We start from the raw sequence: 13964 nt of genomic DNA, 5'->3' as shown, positions 1-13964 counted from the left end.
CCGGTCAGAATCGGTTTTCCCTACTGGTTGCATTACCACAGCGTTACATGGTTTTTTGGGAAAAATGTGGAATAAGTCAAAATACTTTACCGCCAGTCGCTGCTGCAGCACTGTCTGACTGCCGGAGTAATGCTGGATGATTCCTGACGCGCCAGCACTTGAAAATGAAACGGAACAATTTCTGGTAAATAAAGAATCGATGGTTACCTGTTGTTGGCGTCGGCTTTTTTTGAGTTCAGGCTTCGATTCAAATCGAATGAAAGCAGCTGAGAAACGGGGATTCTTCTCACGAACAAACTCCTGGTTCGTCGCCTGCTGTGATTCTGTTGTGGTCTGAACCGGCGATGCTCACGTAGAAGTATTCATTTTTCGGACATGTAATCTTAATAATCCATCAGTAAGATTCCCAAAAATTCGGAGTGTGAAGTTTTCTTCCCCCGAGCCCTGGTCAGTCAAGACCGACACCGGCAGCAAAGTGCCTTGAAACGCTGAAACAATTTTTATTTTTCATTCTTTGCTTTTGAGGGGATGCTTGATGCTTCTTCGCTTTTCGCGCCTTGCCGGTGCGCGTGCTGTTCAATCAGCACCACGTCGTGGATTTACTTTGATTGAATTACTGGTGGTAATTGCCATCATCGCAATTTTGATTGCGTTACTGTTACCCGCAGTGCAGCAGGCGCGGGAAGCCGCCCGCCGCAGCAGCTGCAAAAACAACCTCAAGCAGTTGGGGCTGGCTCTACAAAACTACCATGACACACATGGCGTCTTTCCTCCCGGTGGTGTGATTGGAACCTGTGCCGGTACGCCTCCCACTAATCTTTCAGGCAGCCAGGAATGCAGTGGGCAGAGTATGGGGGGAAACTGGATGGTCTTTATTCTGCCTCAGATGGAACAAAGTTCTTTGTGGGAAAAAGCGGCTCCCATTCTGAATACACAAAATCCGCTGGACAGCATGAATAACGTCTTTGGTCATTTTTCGCCCGTAGCTTATCGTTGCCCCAGCCATCCCTGGGACCGTCGCAGCAATGTGGCATTCCGGGCTCTGGAGCATATGTCCCGTGCCAATTATGGTGCCAACTACGGCGCTGGTGATCTGACAGCCTCTTACAATAACCTGACAGGTGGTGTATTCACGATGAATTCTTCTGTGAGTATCCGTGACATCAAAGATGGTACCACCAACACATTGCTGGTCAGTGAGTTGACTTACACCAATGATGTCACTGCTGATGCACGTGGTGCCTGGGTTTATTCCGGGATGGGGGGATCCGCTTTCAGTGCCGGCCGTGGCCCGAACAGTACGCTGGCCGACATTCTGGCCAGCTGCAGTACAACGACGGAACAGCCTTGCACCGAAGGGAATGATGGAACTCAAATTGCCGCTGCCCGCAGTCTGCATAGTGGTGGTGTGCAGGTCTGTTTCGTAGATGGTTCCGGCCGCTTCATTTCAGAAAACATCAGCCAGACGATCTGGAGTGCATTGGGTACCCGCGGGGGTCGTGAAGTCATCGACAACTTCTAAGACCGAACCCTCTCAAGAATCATTTGAACTGCCTGAGATCGCACGGTGCAATCAGGCTCAGGCAGATTGGGTTCAGGTTTATTCAACAAGTACAAGTCGGGGAATGATCAGCAAAATCATTCCTCGACTTATCTGTAAGATTCTATTATCGGAAAGACTAGTGATGAAGAAATTATTGTTATGTATGTTTTGTTTTACCTGTCTGGCTCTGACAACTTCTGGTTGTTCCGGAGAACCAGAGGAAGGTGTGCCCGGCGATTCGACTCCGACTCCCGAATACACCGATCCTTAAGCCATCCCTGAGTATGGATCTGGATCAGAACCAGATTGCCTTTCGCTGCTGCTCGTGAAAAAACGCTCGAGATCACTGACAGACCTTAAAACTCAGTCTGTCAGTGATTCTGCTCACAGAAATCATTTTCATAGTATGCGCAGGGAAGCTCCCAGACGGGAGAGCCCTGCACTCATACATCGGAATGGTTTTCAAAACAGAAATTGTCCTATGTCATTTTTTATTTATGAAGGAGAGCATGATGCAACGCTTACTATTCGTAGTTAAGCCCGTGAATCAGACTTCCAGAAAACGCCGAGGATTTACTTTAATTGAGCTGCTGGTCGTCATTGCCATTATCGCGATATTGATCGCCTTACTCTTACCTGCCGTGCAACAGGCACGAGAAGCCGCCCGTCGCAGCAGCTGTAAAAACAATCTGAAACAGCTGGGACTGGCGTTACAGAATTACCATGACACGCACAATGTCTTTCCTCCCGGTGGTGTGATCGGCCCCTGTGCTGGGAATCCCCCCACCATCCTGACCGGCGCCCAGGAGTGTGGCAGCTTCAATGGGGAAAGTATGGGAGGCAACTGGCTGGTCTTTGTTCTGCCCCAGATGGAACAGAGCGCCTTATGGGAAAATGCGGTACCGGTATTGAATGCCGGCGATCCACTGGATTACATGAATAACATCTTCGGACATTATTCTCCTGCCGCCTATCGCTGCCCCAGCCACCCCTGGGACCGGCGCAGCAATGTTGCCTTCCGTTCTCTGGAGCACATGTCACGCGGAAACTATGGAGCCAATTATGGTTCAGGGGACCTGACGGCTTCTTATAACAATACCACGGGCGGCGTGTTTACAATGAATTCGTCCGTGAATATCCGGGATATCAAAGATGGAACGACCAACACCTTTCTGGTGGGTGAATTAGCCTATCTGAATGATGTGACCGCCGATGCCCGTGGTGCCTGGGTTTATTCCGGGATGGGAGGCTCTGCCTTCAGTGCGGGACGCAGTCCGAACAGCCGGACAGCCGACATTCTGAGCAGATGCAGCAGTACCACGGAAATGCCCTGCAGCGAGGCCAACGACGGAACCCAGATTGCTGCCATGCGCAGTCTGCATGATGGCGGAGTTCAGGTTTGTCTGGTCGATGGTTCCTGCCGCTTCATTTCGGAAAACATCAGTCAAACCATTTTACAGGCATTAGGCACCCGTTCAGGCCGAGAAGTCATCGATAACTTTTAGAGCGTATCACATTTAACTATAGTGTCTCTCAATCTATTATACTCGCTCCAAATGGTCCTGGAGACGCTACAGTAAAACTGGACACAGTCTAAAACCTGTTCAAGAGAATTGATCTTTTAGAATTCAACAACCGGAGTCGGTTCAAATACGCCGCACTCCGGTTGTGTTATTTAAACAGTAGAGTATCAGCGGTGATATGCCACACGTCATATAGTTCTCGTCAATCGTACACTGCACTGGTTCGGGGCAAAACAAAGAAGTTCTCATCGGTCGGTTTTGTCTGTCGCTGGGAACACGTACCATATTAATACACCAGATTAAGCATTGCTTTTGATTTCGAAATACAAAGGAAATTACATGAGTCGATTGTCACTATCAAAAATCATACTCGCAAAAATCGTACTGGGAAGTCTGCTGCTCGGTTCCCTGAATATGCCGGTTCAGGCCGAATCAAAGCCTGAAGTTCAGCAGACCGCCACCGGATATGTTTTTCAGGATACGAATCGTAACCGCAAACGAGATCCGGGCGAGCAGGGGCTGGGCTGTGTGCGTGTTTCCAATGGTCGTGAAGTCGTCTGTACTGATCAAGCCGGAAAATATGAACTGCCGGTAAACGACGACACCATTTTATTTGTCATCAAACCCCAGGGCTGGCGAACGCCACTCAGCAAAAATCTGACGCCGGAATTTTACTATATTCATAAACCCGCGGGATCTCCCCAGTCAAAATATCCGGGCGTCAAGCCGACAGGTCCGCTGCCTGCTTCGGTTGATTTTCCTCTCTACCCTCAAAAAGAGCCAGCACAGTTCCGGGCGATCTTTTTTGGTGATCCCCAACCACGAGATCAGAAAGAAATCGATTACATTGCCCATGATGTCATTGAAGAACTGGTGGGCACTGATGCTTCGTTTGGCGTGACACTGGGAGATATTCTGTTTGACGACCTTTCCCTGTTTGAATCACAGGCCCGGGGCATCGCGCTGCTCGGAATTCCCTGGTACAACGTGATCGGAAATCATGACATCAATTATGATGCACCCAATGACAAGTTGAGTGATGAAACGTTTGAACGGGCTTTTGGACCGGCTTATTATTCGTTCGATTACGGGCAGGTTCACTTTATCGTTTTGGACGATATCAATTGGATTGTTCCCGAAGAAAATAAAACAAAAAAAGAAATGGAGAAGAAAGGCCATTATGAAGGTGGCCTGGGAAAAGAGCAGATCGAGTTCGTGAAAAATGACCTGCAGCAGATTCCCGATGACCAGCTGGTCGTACTGATGATGCATATCCCGCTGGTAGGGGTGGAAGATCGTCAGGACCTGTATCGCCTCATTGAAAAACGTCCGTTCTGCATGTCGATCTCCGGACACACGCATCATCATGAGCATCGCTTCATCACGAAAGAAGATGGCTGGCGTGGACCAAAACCACACCATCATATTATCAATGTCACAGTCAGTGGCAGCTGGTGGTCGGGGTCACCGGATGAGCGGGGGATTCCCCACACGATGATGGCGGACGGTGCGCCGAACGGATATTCGATCATCACTTTTGACGGTACCGAATACGATCTCGATTTCCGGGCCGCCGGCCGTGCTGCCAGTTATCAGATGAATATTCTGGCACCCGAAGAGGTGACTGCAGATCAGACTGCTGAAACCGAGATCTTTGCCAATATTTTCAATGGCTCAGAACGCTCGAAAGTAGAAATGCTGATCGGAGAGTCCGGCAGCTGGACAGCCATGGAACAGATTGACGAAATTGATCCCAGCTTCAACAAACTGTCTGAAGCAGAGAACGCTGTGGAAGGTAAGAAGTATCGCGATCTGCCCAAAGCGAAAAAATCTTCGCATCTCTGGCGGACGAAGTTGCCTGCCGGTCTGAAGCCGGGAACCCATCTGATCCGCATTCGCACGGTAGAGATGGACGGCGATAAACATCAGAGCGGACGCGTGATTCGTATTCTGCCTGCGAAACCCGCAGAAAAGACCGCTTCGACGGCTGCTACTGAAAAGTAAACGAGTTGATTCAGCTTAAATATACAGGGGACTGTGATTTCGATTCACATTCCCCTGTTTGCGTTTTGTAGCCATCTCTGGAAGATTAACGTTGGGAGATCATGACCTTGTTGACTTTTTTGTGACAGGCGATGCAGGTCATCGTTAAATGCAGGTAACTGAGCGACGCACCATCGAGGTTTTTTTCTTTGGCAAATTTGATCACTTCTTTTGCGGTGGAACGGAATTCATCGCTCTGTCTTGCAAATATGGGACCTTCAATTACCTGCCATTCAGTAGCATTACTCATCTCGATCATCCGCTGGGCCCCTTTCTGCATCAGGTCATAATCTTCCACCATCAGTCCTTCCAGAACCTGTTGCGAGCTGGTCAGCTTCTCCCGCATGAATTTGCTCAGCCGCTTTTCTCCCTCAGTTTTTTCCTGATCTGCTTCCTGATCGCACTGGTCAGGCGCGGAAGCGTGCGCCACATGGATTTCTTCAGAGCCGATTCCAGCGACCATCAGTAAAAATAAACCAGACAGATAACGGAAAGATTTGGACATAACTCAGGACCTTTTACATTTTCAAAGTGAGCAGAAACGTTGACAAACAATAACGGACCTCTTGGTCCAGTATTGTGCTTGGAATGCTCACTTTTATTCAATCCTGGTTGATAAAATCAATAAGAAGCCATGCCTGCAGATGCCAGCTTTCCGCCTGAATCATCAGTCTGGTAACTCGATTTCAAAGGGCAGCATTTTCAGTTTGTCGTCTTTAGGTATAAAATAGGGGATGAGTTCAGCCCGCAGTCTGCCCTGCAGATTTTCAAACATTTCAGTGCGCGCACCCTCTGCGGTGGCTTCCCTTAAAAACAGGACTCGAGGATTGATGGCGACTTTTTTCGACCAGAGGGTTTTCTGTGATTCCTGATCAATCCAGGAAAGTTCAAACAGGGCAGCCGTCGTTTCCAGTGTCTGTCCCGTAGCGACTCGCCCCAGTGGATTCTGTACGGAGGGTTTGACATTTTTCGCAAGTTGCAATGTATTCCCCGCCTGTTCCTGGTATTCGATCTTGAACACAATCGGTTGATCTGCGGCGACTTCAAAGCCTTCCGTTTTCAGCCGCTGCGTAATGACGTCACTCAGTATCGACTTGACCTCATCGGGTTTGCCAAATTTGATTTCCCCCACGTTTACTTCCAGACTGACCTGCTGACCGACTCCAAGATAAGCTTCAGACTTGCTGTCGTATGCAGCCAGAGATTGTTGAATTTCTTCCCGGGGGAGAGGGACCGTTACCAGGAATGGCTTCCTGTCGTAAAGCGTATTACCTTTCGCGTCTTCCATTGCACTGTCTGTCTGTGTGATGAGGGAGTCTCCTGTGAGAAAAACCTGTGCACGGCTAAACACATTGGGAACCGGTTTGAGTGCCCAGGTGACCTGCTTTCGCTTGCGGTCAACAAATATGGCTCCGTGTATTAACCAGCCCTCTCCGTCTGGACTCCAGGCAAGCGTATCACCTGAATAGCCTGGATTGCTGAACGCTTTATAGAGATCACCAGGAAAATATAACAGATTGGAGACTGATCCATCTTTCAGGTTCATAATCCAGAGAGACGTTCCATTCGAATCCTTCATCCATAATGCCAGTTCTGTCCCATCATCGGAGAATGCTTTCTCGATCACAGAGAGAGTATCAGAAACGATGTTCCCTGGATCCGCCGCCTTGACGAGCTTTAATAACTCAATCTTTTTGACGAGTTCCAGCGACGATAGGTCATAGACAGATAAAGTCCGAAACATTCCTGCGATGAGATATTTGCCGCCTGGAGAGATTCTGTAGGCAAAGGAATTGAAATCGTTGTGATTTGATGTTGCAAGGGCATCTTTGATTTGTTTGCCCGATTGTAAATCCCACAGTGAGATTTCATGAATAAACGTAGTATTCTCTTTGCGCAACGTCTTTATAAACACTTTGGATGGACCGCAGAATTCATATGTTGAAACATTCGTCTCTGCAGGGCCGGCTTCCCAGGTTGCGATCACTTTACCAGATGAGACATCAAAACTTGCCAGTTTGGAAATTTTTGTTTTTGCGTTTCGTGCAGTCGCCAACAGGGTTTTACCATCGGAACTGAGCTTGACCTTCGGGTTATAATAATTATTTTCCCCTGGTAATTCGAGGCTCAATGTATTGATCTCTTCTCCGGTAGCCAGGTTCCAGACTGAAATTGACGGAATACTTTTTGCCGCGGCTTTAATTCCGATGTAGGGAGAATGAGCGTTGGGTGTGATGAAATTGTCATCTCGCTCTTTCAGGTCAATCGAAAGCGCGGGGTCGGCGGTCCAGTCTGTCGAAACGCGGGGTGGGTCCACCAGGGAAAACCAGCCAGTTGATGCTTCTCCCCCGGTTGCAGAATTCTCAGCGCCTCCATTACCGGCCACACTATTCTGTCCGGCATCTTTGCCTCCCAGCAGCAGAAATCCCAGTCCGCTGAGTACCAGCAGTCCGACACCCGCTGCGATCGCATAGACGGCCGTGTTGGAACTGCCTTTTGATTTCGACTTCTGCTTTGCGGACCCGGTTTTCTTTTTTCGGCTGGGACGAACGGGCTCGATGTATTCGTCGTCGAAATCTCCCTCATCCCCCGCGGCAGGAACCCGCATTTTACTGCCACAGGATTTACACTTCAGTGTCTGTCCCGCCCTGTCGTCGCGTACTTTGTATTCCTGAAAACAGGTTTCGCAATCGAATTGGATCATGCTGATGATTTCTAATTGAGAATAACAGAAGCGCTGTGATTATGTGTAAATAAAATTATGGGGAATTATTTCTTGAACTCAAGCAGAAAATCAAAATCTCTTTCTTTTCGTTTCCCTGGCTGTCCCAGGCTTAGCGGCGAAATATGCAGCAGACGCACTGATCAAATTCGACTTGACACCAGGGTGCCGCTGCCGAGGATAAGCACCTAACTGAGTCGCGCGCGTGACCAGTTTACTGTGCACCGAAACACAAGCCACTTGTTCCGGCTCTTCACTACAAAATAGCCTGTTTATTCCAGATTTGCACTGCCTGAAACAACACCCGTTCGTGATGGTAGCCTGCGGGTCGCCGCAGATCGCAACGCATCGTCCCGGCACCGCCCCGACCTCGCAGCAGATCGGTTCTCTCTCAACCCGTATCGCCACATGAGATTGATCATCCCTCTTGACGCCCCCATGCCTTTCCAGAAAATAATCCACCATGCAACACAACCACAGACCACTGAACCACAGATCGAACACAAGAATGAACCCCACAACAAAAACAATATTTCAATGTCCTCTCACCCGTCCGGGTGCCAATGTCTCGTTGGATACCACCGTTACACAGGCTACTTCCGTTGGCTTATTACGTTGGTTTGCTAAATTGGGTGCCACTGTTGGCTTGCCCAACAGTGCGCGCGAACAACCAGCGACCCCATCAAAAAAGCTGCTTCAGAATACAATTCGGACCGAGCAGAACGAGCATCCGGAACCAGATTATTCATACTCGTTCAGGACGGCCGGACAAGCCGGCCATGGCACACGGGAGCCTCATTTGAAATTGCGAGTCTCCAACCAGAGAGCCCCTCGGCTCTCCTCTGTCGGCTTGCACGACGTGCCCGCTCATTCCAGAATTTCACTCAGGCGTTCCATTCTATCCGAATGCCGCCTGTGAGCTTCAGATGAAAATACGGAACCGGTTCTGCAAAAACATGTGAAACTGGGATTGCAGTGTTTATCGTAAAACGATAAAAGTTCGCCGTCTTACATTAAAACCCCTTGGAAAGGATTCCTGAGATGGCTCGAAAAGATCGTACCAGTGTCATGTGCCGCCTTCTGTATTATCTGTGTGCACAGACGCTCTGGGTGTTGCCCGCATTTTTACTCTGGGTCTGGTTTTGTGCCGACCTGATCGCGATGCAGAATGGCCGAATCCCTGTCAGAGCCATTCCCTTTCCGCTGCCGATATCGACGAAAGTCGGCATGGTTCTGCTGACTGCCCTGCTGCTGGCACCCACGTACTGGGGACTGCTTTCGCTGCGTCGTTTTCTCAAGGCCTGTTGTGTCGAAGATTACCTGGGCACACAAAACAGTCGGCTGCTGAAACGGTTTGCCCTGGGTCTGATGGGCTCTGCGTTATTATCTCCCGTCTGCGGAGCGGCTCTCAGCGTTGTCTTGACGATGCATAATCCCCCCGGACAACGCATGCTGGCGATCAGCGTCGGTTCGAATCAGTTCATCCTGGCAGGAGTCGGCGCACTGATCTTTCTGCTGGCGAACCTGTTAAAGCGGGCCAGCCTGATCGCGGAAGAGCATGCCCAGATTGTTTAACCGCTGGTCTGATCTGTGACATTCAGTTATAGTGGAATGAGAGAACCGTCCTGCTTCGGAAAGTGATTCAAGATATCATGCAAATTTATATTACCCTGGATGTCATGCTGGCACGGCGCAAAGTGACTTCCCGCGATCTCGCGAAGCACGTGGGAATTACCGAACAGAACCTTTCGCTGTTAAAATCGGGAAAAGTCAAAGGGATTCGCTTTGCGACGCTGGAAAAAATCTGTGAGTTTCTGGAATGCCAGCCAGGCGATATCCTGCAGTACGCGGCAGCAGAAGAAGAACAACAAGCAACAGGGCAGGCAGCCTGAACAGGGGAGAGAGTCGTGAAAGTACATGGTGTGCTGGAAACAGCAATTTACGTTGATGATCTGCAGCTCGCCATCGACTTTTATCAGCGGCTCTTTGAATTTGAAATCATGGCAGAAGACCAGCGGTTCTGTGCCATGAACGCCGGAGATCGCAGTGTCTTCCTGATCTTCAAACGGGGCGCGACACACACCGCCGCCCACCTGGAAGGGGGCGTCATTCCGCCGCACGACGGAGACGGCCCCGTGCATTTCGCCTTCGCAATCGAACAGGCCGACTTTGCACAGTGGGAAGCACGACTGCTGGCGGCTGGCGTAGAAATCGAAAGCCGCGTCAGCTGGCCCCGCGGCGGAGAAAGTCTCTACTTCCGCGACCCCGACAATCACGTCCTCGAACTCGCCACCCCCGGCATCTGGCCCATCTATTGAAAATAATGAATCAGATCCCAGTGACCCTTCCGTAAAATTCCAGGATTGAAGAAACCACGAAAGACACGAAGTTGATTGCTGGATTTCAATTCTGCTGAAACCCCCGTGGGTGATCCCGAATGCAATTCGGGATTGCCGCAGGCAACAGGAGGTGACAGTGCACTCAATGTCTGTTTCTGGAACATCCCTCATGCTGTGAGAATATGAAGCCGGTACAGTTCACCCATTTATTGAGTCTGGAATGATTCTTCTCGATTCACTCCAGGGTTGCTGTTATACTGAAGCCCTGTTTGAGGGATTTCTGTTCGTATTCGAAGTTTTCAGGAGACAGACGATGATCACCCGACTCTTTGCTGTCCTCATGGTTCTGTGTTGCATCTCTCCTGCTGTTGCTGCAGACGATGTGATTTATCGAGCGGTAAAACCAAAGACACGCAAAAATCCGATCCGCATATCGGGTGTGAAACCCAGTCATCAAACTGTTGTGCCCCGTCACTTCGTCGGTCAAAACGAGCGGGCAGCCGTGAAGGTGGTCCCAACAGTGCCGGCACAAATCCTGCCATCGCAATCACTCCAGCGGACCCAAGTTGTCCGCAAGTCTGCAGGCTATAATCCCGATTTTCAATATCGCTGTCCCTGGGCCTGGTCAGAATTGCGTCGCGAAATCAGCAGTTCCGCGGAATACGACCGCCGCCGGTCGCGAAAGCAAAATCAACTGCCCCTGCATGGCGGCGCATTGATTTCAGAGTCCGCTGAGTAGGGTACAATTGATCTCGACACGATTCCGCTTTTCTGTTACATCACGGCTCCGAATGGCGTTCCTTTTCAGGCCCGATGATTTCAGGCGGCTCACGATGCTCAAACTGTTTTTGACTATGGTTTTCTGCTGTGCAAGTTCCTCTCTGTTCGCAGAAGACGTACCACAAAGCATTTACGCAATGGATTCTTTCGAAACTCCCGTTCTGAATTCGGTCGTAGAACCCCTGACTCCCGTTCCAGAGCAACAGGTTGCAGAAACGACCCGCGCGCGAACAGAATTGGACGCCAGTCTGCTCTTTCAGGTAGAGTCTGCCCCGCTTCTGCCCTTCTATGAGTCATACGATGCCAGTCAATTTTATGACCGGATGCGCTATTGGAGCGGTGGACTGGATTGTATCATTCCCAGAGAGAGAAAGACAAACACAAAGCACGCCGCCTCCGATGGTGCCTTCACCGTTTCAAAAAAACTGGAAGAGGTCTGGGAACGTCTGAAAACCGATTACCAGGAAACCGAAGAGAAGTATCGTTTGCTGAATCTGTACCACGGAGCGCGACATCGATAGATCCGCTACTGATCAGGCATGTTCTCCAGTTAATAGCGAATGCGTGCGTAATCTGAACTCATAATGTTGTCAGCGGTATTAACATTAAGTCGCTGTCCCTTCAGTAACTCTCGCTCCCCTGCTGAACAGCATGACGTTTACGCATGCGAAGCAGATATGAGATCAGCCATGGACTGAGGGATAAAGCAAGCGCGGCGAACATCTGAATCTGCTTGCGAGTTTTCATCCTCTTGTGAGGCGGATTCGACATGGAAGTGGAAATGTCGTCCGCATCGTAATCATCTGCTGGTGAGGCCCCGTTAGAGCCATGAGAAGTGACGACCGTCACATTCGATGGCGTGTGTTGAATTTCGAATTTCTGCCCCCACGGATCAACAGTATCGGCAGATAGTTCTCCGGTTTGGATTTGTTGAGCCAGCTGGAAAGCCCGGGCATTGCGACTTTCCAGACGACCTTGCTCGACATTGGGCATGCCGAGCAGGAAGATCAACACAGAGAGAACGGACAGCAGAATGAACCTGACGATTATCATCACGGCACCGATGTAAACGGTTGGAATATTGCTTTGACGAAATAGATAATACAGGAATCGGGCTCTGACCCCTTAAGTCTCCTCGTCCCGGATTCGCTACACCTCATTCACACCCGAGTGATCTTTCAACAGTGCCAGAATAACCAGCCCGATCAATGATAGAAAACCAGCCAGACACCATAGAGGGCTGCGACCTTTGGCCTTAGCATAGTAAGCAAAGCCGAACAGCAACATTATGGTTCCGCCGAGTGTCATCAATAAGCCGAGAGTCTGCTGTCCGCTGTCCATTATAATACGTCCCGCAATCTGGATAATGAGTCCGGGAATGGCAATTGCAAGGCTTAAATTGTTGTATCGTTTGATCATGGAAGTGTGTCCTGAATGGATGCTCTCTTTGGTTGGTAGTGTCAAATTATTTACGAGATAATCTATAGATAACTGAATTCAAGAATTCCATTGATGGGGAAGTTAGTATGGAAGGTTCACCGGCAGCTGGTCGATGACATGTAAAAATGATTTGATTCTGAACCATTACTTCTGCCCATTTTTCTTGGGAGATTGAATCCAAGTTAAAACCTGTAGGTTGATGCTTTTCACTAAGAATAAAATCGATACCGTGCGAGAATTTCGATTCAGTAAAACGTAAAAAATCTATTGTTGGAATTGAGATATCAAGTTCCAGACGATGAATTGAATATTTCAAATCGAGATCTGTGGTATTAAAAATAGCATCAGATAATAAGGATTCCAGCTGAACTGAGAATTCAACCAAGGGGTTGCGTATCCAGATAAAACCCTGATTTGGAACAATTTTAGACCAGTCTTTGTTATTAAACGGAGGCAACACCGTTTTGAAAACACCATCTTTCATGTTAACTTTCAAAAACTCAGTCATAGTAATGATTCTCAGCTATGCGATTGAGAAGTCTTGTCCTTTTTCGATACAGGCTTCAATCAAATCTAAACATTTTGGGCTCTGTCACTACTGTTTCAATGATGTCGCTGGAGTCAGCTAATAGCTTCGAAGTATCAATTTCAAGATCTGTTAAGACAATCACAATTTGATCGATTAACTGTCTGAGAACTTGCCTGTATAGAACTGGTCCAGGTGTTTTCAGCTTATTGAATGTCAGAAATATTGTATATTCCACATCTTTATCTTTTTTAAAGACTGTTGGTCCCTTGATCTCAGGTTCTTTGAGATGTTCTTTTGCGCTCATACGAAACATGAGGTCAAAGTCACTGGCATACTTTTTTATAAAGATACCCGAAGGGTTTATCCGTTTCGTCAGTTCTTTACCAAAAAAAACTTGAAACAAATGAGAGAAAGGATAGTTAACACCTGCTTCGATATAAATCTGAGCTACATAGATATTCATGATGGAAGCTTATCCAAATTCCGAGTAGTTTAAATCCCTATTCTATTTTACTTTAAAATAATCCGGTGAGAAAAACCAGAATACCAAATCTCCGTTCCCCGACCCGTCAAACTCTATTTTGATTCCACCCGCGCAAGCAGCGCGTAAAACGTCATCTGCTCTTCATAAACGCCGTTGCGGTCGAAGTCGAGCAGGGTGGTGCGGAGGTCGGCTTCGAAGTCGGCTCGTTTCTCGCCCAGGACGGCGGGGGAGGCGAACGATGTTGAATACAGGTTGCCCAGCAGGTCGTCCAGCGTCCAGGCCTGACTATACTCGTATCTGATTTCTTCCAGCTGGTAGCCGGCGTCGAGTAAGACGAGTTCATGCGGTGCCGCGAGTTCGTTGAATTCGCCTGAACCGGCGCGCCGTTTTTCGCCCAGCCAGCGTTTTAAGACATTCCGAACCAGGGGATGCCAGGCGGCGTTGCCGCTCCAGATGCTGGTGTAACCCAAGATCACCAGCGGCTGCTGCGGTTGAAGCCAGGTCTTAATCCGCGACGCCATCACAGGGCGATCCATCCAGTGGAAAGCCGCACCGATGGTG

The 13964-nt window shown here is 49.1% G+C and carries 16 protein-coding genes; 9 read left to right on the top strand and 7 right to left on the bottom strand.

The window, feature by feature from the left end:
• The first annotated feature begins 535 nt into the window (after positions 1–535).
• From AACZ40_RS14770 to AACZ40_RS14755, 4 genes are all read left to right on the top strand, one after another.
• Positions 536–1522 (top strand): DUF1559 domain-containing protein, encoded by a 987-nt coding sequence (locus tag AACZ40_RS14770; RefSeq protein WP_339674826.1) that lies wholly within the window; start codon positions 536–538, stop codon positions 1520–1522.
• Positions 1523–1685: 163 nt separating this feature from the next.
• Positions 1686–1814, top strand: a complete 129-nt coding sequence (locus AACZ40_RS14765) for a hypothetical protein (RefSeq protein WP_291168884.1) — start codon at positions 1686–1688, stop codon at positions 1812–1814.
• Between the two features lie 238 nt (positions 1815–2052).
• On the top strand, positions 2053–3048 hold the full coding sequence (locus AACZ40_RS14760) for a DUF1559 domain-containing protein (protein WP_291168888.1): 996 nt from the start codon (positions 2053–2055) through the stop codon (positions 3046–3048).
• A 357-nt stretch (positions 3049–3405) separates the two neighbouring features.
• Positions 3406–5070 (top strand): calcineurin-like phosphoesterase family protein, encoded by a 1665-nt coding sequence (locus AACZ40_RS14755; protein ID WP_291168890.1) that lies wholly within the window; start codon positions 3406–3408, stop codon positions 5068–5070.
• Positions 5071–5155: 85 nt separating this feature from the next.
• On the opposite strand, the gene AACZ40_RS14750 is transcribed toward AACZ40_RS14755, so the two are convergent.
• The gene (locus tag AACZ40_RS14750) at positions 5156–5614 is read right to left on the bottom strand and encodes a hypothetical protein (protein WP_291168893.1); all 459 of its coding nucleotides are present in this window, start codon (positions 5612–5614) and stop codon (positions 5156–5158) included.
• A gap of 162 nt (positions 5615–5776) precedes the next feature.
• Positions 5777–7813 carry a WD40 repeat domain-containing protein gene (locus AACZ40_RS14745; RefSeq protein ID WP_291168895.1) on the bottom strand — a complete coding sequence of 679 codons (2037 nt, stop codon included), beginning with the start codon at positions 7811–7813 and terminating at the stop codon, positions 5777–5779.
• Positions 7814–8872: 1059 nt separating this feature from the next.
• On the opposite strand from AACZ40_RS14745, the gene AACZ40_RS14740 reads away from it, so the two are divergent.
• The 5 genes from AACZ40_RS14740 to AACZ40_RS14720 all read left to right on the top strand — a co-directional run bounded on the left by AACZ40_RS14740 (position 8873) and on the right by AACZ40_RS14720 (position 11471).
• Positions 8873–9406 (top strand): DUF2975 domain-containing protein, encoded by a 534-nt coding sequence (locus tag AACZ40_RS14740; protein WP_291168898.1) that lies wholly within the window; start codon positions 8873–8875, stop codon positions 9404–9406.
• Positions 9407–9483: 77 nt separating this feature from the next.
• Positions 9484–9723: a helix-turn-helix transcriptional regulator gene (locus AACZ40_RS14735; RefSeq protein ID WP_291168900.1), complete on the top strand. Its 240-nt coding sequence runs from the start codon at positions 9484–9486 to the stop codon at positions 9721–9723.
• Between the two features lie 15 nt (positions 9724–9738).
• Entirely contained in the window at positions 9739–10149 is a 411-nt protein-coding gene (locus tag AACZ40_RS14730) for a VOC family protein (RefSeq protein ID WP_291168903.1), read from the top strand.
• A gap of 334 nt (positions 10150–10483) precedes the next feature.
• Positions 10484–10909: a hypothetical protein gene (locus AACZ40_RS14725; RefSeq protein WP_291168906.1), complete on the top strand. Its 426-nt coding sequence runs from the start codon at positions 10484–10486 to the stop codon at positions 10907–10909.
• Positions 10910–11087: 178 nt separating this feature from the next.
• A complete protein-coding gene (locus AACZ40_RS14720; RefSeq protein WP_291168908.1) occupies positions 11088–11471 on the top strand; it encodes a hypothetical protein in 384 nt (127 codons plus the stop codon).
• Positions 11472–11571: 100 nt separating this feature from the next.
• Here AACZ40_RS14720 and AACZ40_RS14715 read toward each other — a convergent pair whose 3' ends face one another.
• The 5 genes from AACZ40_RS14715 to AACZ40_RS14695 form a co-directional block, all read right to left on the bottom strand.
• A complete protein-coding gene (locus tag AACZ40_RS14715) occupies positions 11572–12003 on the bottom strand; it encodes a hypothetical protein (RefSeq protein ID WP_291168911.1) in 432 nt (143 codons plus the stop codon).
• A 96-nt stretch (positions 12004–12099) separates the two neighbouring features.
• Positions 12100–12369 carry a hypothetical protein gene (locus AACZ40_RS14710; RefSeq protein WP_291168914.1) on the bottom strand — a complete coding sequence of 90 codons (270 nt, stop codon included), beginning with the start codon at positions 12367–12369 and terminating at the stop codon, positions 12100–12102.
• A 46-nt stretch (positions 12370–12415) separates the two neighbouring features.
• Positions 12416–12898 carry a hypothetical protein gene (locus AACZ40_RS14705; RefSeq protein WP_291168917.1) on the bottom strand — a complete coding sequence of 161 codons (483 nt, stop codon included), beginning with the start codon at positions 12896–12898 and terminating at the stop codon, positions 12416–12418.
• Between the two features lie 55 nt (positions 12899–12953).
• Positions 12954–13382 (bottom strand): hypothetical protein, encoded by a 429-nt coding sequence (locus tag AACZ40_RS14700; RefSeq protein WP_291168920.1) that lies wholly within the window; start codon positions 13380–13382, stop codon positions 12954–12956.
• 113 nt (positions 13383–13495) lie between these two features.
• Positions 13496–13924 carry a hypothetical protein gene (locus AACZ40_RS14695; protein WP_339674820.1) on the bottom strand — a complete coding sequence of 143 codons (429 nt, stop codon included), beginning with the start codon at positions 13922–13924 and terminating at the stop codon, positions 13496–13498.
• Positions 13925–13964 lie beyond the last annotated feature (40 nt).

The sequence above is a fragment of the uncultured Gimesia sp. genome (genome assembly GCF_963972345.1).
Classification (GTDB): Bacteria; Planctomycetota; Planctomycetia; order Planctomycetales; family Planctomycetaceae; genus Gimesia.
This window is presented reverse-complemented; position numbering and strand designations above follow the sequence as displayed.

What these genes read in the sequence shown, in the direction of transcription:
- AACZ40_RS14745 (WP_291168895.1), bottom strand. Translation starts at nt 7,813, where the DNA reads ATGATCCAATTCGATTGCGAAACCTGTTTTCAGGAATACAAAGTACGC.
- AACZ40_RS14765 (WP_291168884.1), top strand. Translation starts at nt 1,686, where the DNA reads ATGAAGAAATTATTGTTATGTATGTTTTGTTTTACCTGTCTGGCTCTG.
- AACZ40_RS14710 (WP_291168914.1), bottom strand. Translation starts at nt 12,369, where the DNA reads ATGATCAAACGATACAACAATTTAAGCCTTGCAATTGCCATTCCCGGA.
- AACZ40_RS14770 (WP_339674826.1), top strand. Translation starts at nt 536, where the DNA reads ATGCTTCTTCGCTTTTCGCGCCTTGCCGGTGCGCGTGCTGTTCAATCA.
- AACZ40_RS14695 (WP_339674820.1), bottom strand. Translation starts at nt 13,924, where the DNA reads ATGGCGTCGCGGATTAAGACCTGGCTTCAACCGCAGCAGCCGCTGGTG.
- AACZ40_RS14720 (WP_291168908.1), top strand. Translation starts at nt 11,088, where the DNA reads ATGGATTCTTTCGAAACTCCCGTTCTGAATTCGGTCGTAGAACCCCTG.
- AACZ40_RS14740 (WP_291168898.1), top strand. Translation starts at nt 8,873, where the DNA reads ATGGCTCGAAAAGATCGTACCAGTGTCATGTGCCGCCTTCTGTATTAT.
- AACZ40_RS14700 (WP_291168920.1), bottom strand. Translation starts at nt 13,382, where the DNA reads ATGAATATCTATGTAGCTCAGATTTATATCGAAGCAGGTGTTAACTAT.
- AACZ40_RS14725 (WP_291168906.1), top strand. Translation starts at nt 10,484, where the DNA reads ATGATCACCCGACTCTTTGCTGTCCTCATGGTTCTGTGTTGCATCTCT.
- AACZ40_RS14715 (WP_291168911.1), bottom strand. Translation starts at nt 12,003, where the DNA reads ATGATAATCGTCAGGTTCATTCTGCTGTCCGTTCTCTCTGTGTTGATC.
- AACZ40_RS14755 (WP_291168890.1), top strand. Translation starts at nt 3,406, where the DNA reads ATGAGTCGATTGTCACTATCAAAAATCATACTCGCAAAAATCGTACTG.
- AACZ40_RS14760 (WP_291168888.1), top strand. Translation starts at nt 2,053, where the DNA reads ATGATGCAACGCTTACTATTCGTAGTTAAGCCCGTGAATCAGACTTCC.
- AACZ40_RS14750 (WP_291168893.1), bottom strand. Translation starts at nt 5,614, where the DNA reads ATGTCCAAATCTTTCCGTTATCTGTCTGGTTTATTTTTACTGATGGTC.
- AACZ40_RS14705 (WP_291168917.1), bottom strand. Translation starts at nt 12,898, where the DNA reads ATGACTGAGTTTTTGAAAGTTAACATGAAAGATGGTGTTTTCAAAACG.
- AACZ40_RS14735 (WP_291168900.1), top strand. Translation starts at nt 9,484, where the DNA reads ATGCAAATTTATATTACCCTGGATGTCATGCTGGCACGGCGCAAAGTG.